The organism is Pedobacter sp. 01T416_2 (assembly GCF_056398925.1).
In genome coordinates, this window is sequence record NZ_JBFTQI010000782.1 from 1 (window position 1) to 4,315 (window position 4,315).

The 4,315-nt window shown below is 37.9% G+C and carries 5 protein-coding genes and 1 pseudogene; all 6 read right to left on the reverse strand.

Annotation, left to right across the window (positions count from 1 at the left end; translation table 11 throughout):
• A partial coding sequence (gene asnB / locus AC1DPQ_RS24000; protein ID WP_477611106.1) for an asparagine synthase (glutamine-hydrolyzing) occupies positions 1–953 on the reverse strand: 953 nt, incomplete at its 3' end.
• Positions 954–973: 20 nt separating this feature from the next.
• The gene (locus AC1DPQ_RS24005; protein WP_477611107.1) at positions 974–1,591 is read right to left on the reverse strand and encodes a glycosyltransferase; all 618 of its coding nucleotides are present in this window, start codon (positions 1,589–1,591) and stop codon (positions 974–976) included.
• A 118-nt stretch (positions 1,592–1,709) separates the two neighbouring features.
• Positions 1,710–1,991 carry a hypothetical protein gene (locus tag AC1DPQ_RS24010; RefSeq protein ID WP_477611108.1) on the reverse strand — a complete coding sequence of 94 codons (282 nt, stop codon included), beginning with the start codon at positions 1,989–1,991 and terminating at the stop codon, positions 1,710–1,712.
• A 6-nt stretch (positions 1,992–1,997) separates the two neighbouring features.
• Complete coding sequence (locus AC1DPQ_RS24015; RefSeq protein WP_477581878.1) at positions 1,998–2,600, reverse strand: sugar transferase; 603 nt, start codon at positions 2,598–2,600, stop codon at positions 1,998–2,000.
• A complete protein-coding gene (locus tag AC1DPQ_RS24020) occupies positions 2,597–3,871 on the reverse strand; it encodes a DegT/DnrJ/EryC1/StrS family aminotransferase (RefSeq protein WP_477581876.1) in 1,275 nt (424 codons plus the stop codon). Before AC1DPQ_RS24020 ends, AC1DPQ_RS24015 begins: the two co-directional genes overlap by 4 nt.
• 19 nt (positions 3,872–3,890) lie before the next feature.
• A pseudogene (locus AC1DPQ_RS24025) lies at positions 3,891–4,315 on the reverse strand (hypothetical protein); the annotation flags it as partial.

A 4,315-nucleotide genomic window follows, 5' to 3' on the forward strand; every position in this document is an offset into this window, starting at 1 on the left:
ATGCCATCATTGTAATTACATTCAATGGTATAATGGTCGGTACCTAAGTGTTTCGCAACCTGATTGGCATAAGCACTTTCATCGAAACCTTTTTCATTAAATTTTATAGAAAATGTTTTAACGTGGTCGATTTCTTTTGTGGCCATAGCTGCAATTAACGATGAATCTATACCGCCAGATAAAAACACACCCAATGGTACATCAGCATTCATCCTGATTTTAACCGCATCGGCCAAAATAAGCGCTAAAGCTTCTTTAGCTTCTTCATAACTTCCATCAAATTTATTCTTCCAGCCATAATCTAAAGTCCAGTATTCTGTAATTTTAAGCTTATGAGATTTAAGGTCGTATTTAAAATAGTTGGCTGCAGGTAACTGTTTCACCTCTGCATAAATAGACTGAGGCTCTGGCACATAACCCCAGATTAAATATTGATTAATRGCTTCTTCGTTAACACTTAGATTCCTGTCTATATTGATTTGTGAGGGTTGACTTGCAAATTCGAACGACGAGTGATCGTGTGCATAATAAAAAGGTTTTTTGCCAAAGCGATCTCTGGCACCAAACAGCTCGTTTTTATGGGTATCATAAATCACAAAAGCAAACATTCCGTTAAAACGGGTTAAGCAATCGGCTCCATATTCTAAATAAGCTGCGCATATTACTTCGGTATCTGAACTGGTGTTAAACTGATAGTTTTTCCGTTCCAGGTCTTTTCTAATGTCTTTGTAATTGTATATTTCTCCGTTAAAAACAATATGGAGGTGCATATATGAAAAGGGTTGATTGGAGCGGGCATCAAGATCGATAATGGCCAATCTATTGTGTGCAAAAATAACCTGATCGTAACGTTGAACCCCTGTATAATCCGGACCTCGAAAACTGATTCTTGCCATTTTCTCACGGATAGTTCCGTTTGAGTAAGGTATGGTTGTGCCGTATATTCCACACATAGTGATAATATTTTAGATTGTTAACTAATTAATTCTTCATATTGAGCGCTGATTTTATCAAGCGCACATTTCTGATATACATTTCTCCTAATCTCAGCCGGGTTCCATTGGCCTTGAGTGCAGGCCTGGATAATTCGCCGCCTAAAGCCTGCCAGATCATCCTGTTCTAAAACAAAACCGTTAAAGCCATCGATAATTAATCCAGGAATGCCACTCACTCTAAAGGTTACTACTGGTAGGCCTACGGTAAGCGCTTCTAAAACCACATTCGGGAAACCTTCTGTATAAGAGCTCAACACCATTAAATCGTGCTGAACCATTACCTCGTGGATGTTTTTAATCTCTCCTAAAATTTTAAGTCTGTGATCGAGCTGCAGGTCCTTAATTTTAGTGTTAATCTGATCTTTTAGTGCTCCTGTTCCCACGAAATCGAGATGATAATTTTCGGGCAAATGCGCCATAATATCAACCAGCCGTTCTAAGCCTTTTTCCAGTGCAAAACGGGCCACAACTAATAATTTATAAATTTTATCAGGTGTTTTAGCCTCCTTTAACTTATTAGTTTTCAATACTGGATTGGCAATAACCCTGATCAGCTCCTGATTGACATTATAAGTATCAATCAATGATTGTTTCATTTCTTCTGATTGGCAAACGATCTGTTTGTAGCCCCGATAACTTGCGCTGGCAAAAAGCTCGTAAAACCTCGACTTAAATCCTTCAAACAATCTTTGTTCGTGCGGAATATTAGACGCCCTAGCAATCTTCTTTTTTTAGTAAGTTATAAAGCGCAAAAAAAGATTTAGATGCTTTTTTGGTTTTTAAATCGATAAAACGGACACCTTCCAGATCCATCGAGAAACAATTCACGGTCGAATCTAAAATCACAATGGTCACGTCAAACTTATCTTTGTTAAATCCTTGGGCCAAATTCCAGAACACCCGTTCTGAGCCGCCCGAAGTTAATGAGCTGAGTACAAAGAAAACTTTCTTTTTAAGCTTAACTTCTTCTTTAATAGTTTTTTGTGGAGCGTACATATCATTTTAGTTGATGACAATCCTATTAATCGTTAACCAAATAATTTTAAAATCGGTTAGGATATCATTGTGATTGATATACCTCATGTTCTGTTTAATTTTTGCGGGGATAATCCTTTCGATGTAATAAGTTTCAGGATCTTCGGCATGTTTTAGCAGCTCATTTTCATTGCAGAACTCAACCGATGCCCAATCAGTAATACCCGGTTTAACGGATAAAACGTAACGTTGTTCTTCATTGTAAAGATTCACGTATTTTCTAACTTCCGGTCTTGGTCCAACAAAACTCATCTGCCCTTTTAAAACATTCAATAGCTGGGGCAATTCATCTAACTTGTATTTCCGTAACCAGTAGCCTATCCTTGTAATGCGGTTATCCCTGTTCCCGATGGTGAGTAAGCTATTGTTACCCTGTATTACATACATGGTTCGAAACTTTGCCAAATGAAAATCTTTCATATTCCGTCCAACCCTGATCTGTTTAAAAATAACAGGACCTTTCGAGTCTAGCTTGATTAGGATGGCAATCAAGATTAAAAGCGGACTGAACAACACTAAACACAGCATTGCAAAAACCACATCGAATATTCTTTTTTTATTTATTTTCATGATGCTACTGCCATTTGTTTATGCCCTGAAAAGCCACTTTCTTCAATTTCTGAATGGCTATTTAATTGAATATGCACACAGCTGATTACGGAAGTGATGATAAATTCTACTTCTGTATCTGTTAATTGTGGATAAATGGGTAGAGAGATCTCACAAGCATAATTCTGATAGGCCATTGGATAATCTTCAATTTTATAACCCAGGTTTTTAAAGAGCGTAAGCATTGGCATCGGGATAAAATGCACATTGCTCGCAATCCCCAAAGATGCCAGGTCATCAATGATCTGATCTCGCTGTATCTCGGTTAAACCTTTAACCCTCAAGGGGAAAAGATGGTAACAGGATTCGCGTTGCGTACTCACTAAAGGTGGGGCAATAAACCAATCTTCGTGCTGAAAGCCATCGCAGTAATGCTGCGCAATTTTCTTACGCTTAGGTAAAAGATCTGGATTATATTTCCTGATCTGTGCTAAACCAATTGCAGCGCAGATATCAGGCATATTGATCTTTAGTCCCTGAAACAGGATGTCGTACCTCCAGCCAGCACCTCTTGATTTAGAAAGCGCATCTTTGTTCTGACCATTAAGTGTGTACATTTTTAAGTAGTTGTATTCTTCCTGAGGATCAAATGCAGCTGGCAGGTTTAAGCAGATCGCGCCTCCTTCGGCTGTGGTAATATTTTTAACGGCATGAAACGAAAATATCGTTACATCGCACAGCTGTGCCGCTGGTTTATCGTAATATAAACTGCCTATTGAATGTGCAGCGTCCGAAATCAGCAATATTCTTTTAAGTAAGAATTGTTTATCTGACTGACATTTAAATTTTTTCTTAACATCAACATGATTAATCAATTCTTTTAGCGCAGCATAATCACACGGCCAGCCGGCAATATCTACTGCAATTATAGCTTTGGTTTTTGTAGTAATTGCAGCCTTAACCTTTTCAGGATCGATATTAAAATCATCAAGCACATCAACCATAACCGGAGTTGCGCCGCAATGAAGCACCGCTAATGCTGTGGCACTATAGGTATATGCCGGTACAATTACTTCGTCGCCAGCTTTAACACCAAACCACTTTAACATTAAAATAGCACCCGATGTCCAGGAATTTACACAGATCACCTCATCAGTTCCAGTCATCGCTTTAATTTCACATTCAAGGGCTTTTACTTTTGGCCCTGTAGTAATCCATTTATCGTTAAGTGTTTCCAATACCTGATCAACAACAGATTGATCGATAAAGGGCGGAGAGAATGGGATATTCATATTCGTCAATTTATTTGTGTTAATTGTATTCAACCAAAATGGGGTCTACCATTTTGATTTTGGAGAGTTGTAGAATGGCAAAGTATAGGAACAATGTTGGTCCGCTCGTTGCCAAAAGCCATTCGTTATGAAAAAATGAGTTGATGGATATTGCCAAAAAAGAACAGCTCAAACAGACCAGAAGCGCATTTTTCTTATCTTTGATGTGCAGAAAAGCATAAAAAATGATCTTCCCTACTTTTCGATATAATAAAATGAGTAAAATAAAGCCCAGCAAAGGCCCCAAATAAGTAATAAACATTAAATAGGCATTATGGGATGTAATTACGATAGGCCCTTTTTTATAAACAAAATTGTGTTGCACTACATCGTTCCAGGTTTTTCCATAAAACAATAGCCCAAAAGGATATTCGGTTATAATTTGGATGTTCTCTCCCATTAAAT

Bases quoted from the DNA above. Each gene is read 5' to 3' on its own strand.
- AC1DPQ_RS24005 (WP_477611107.1), bottom strand. From the start codon at position 1,591: ATGAAACAATCATTGATTGATACTTATAATGTCAATCAGGAGCTGATC.
- AC1DPQ_RS24010 (WP_477611108.1), bottom strand. From the start codon at position 1,991: ATGTACGCTCCACAAAAAACTATTAAAGAAGAAGTTAAGCTTAAAAAG.
- AC1DPQ_RS24015 (WP_477581878.1), bottom strand. From the start codon at position 2,600: ATGAAAATAAATAAAAAAAGAATATTCGATGTGGTTTTTGCAATGCTG.
- AC1DPQ_RS24020 (WP_477581876.1), bottom strand. From the start codon at position 3,871: ATGAATATCCCATTCTCTCCGCCCTTTATCGATCAATCTGTTGTTGAT.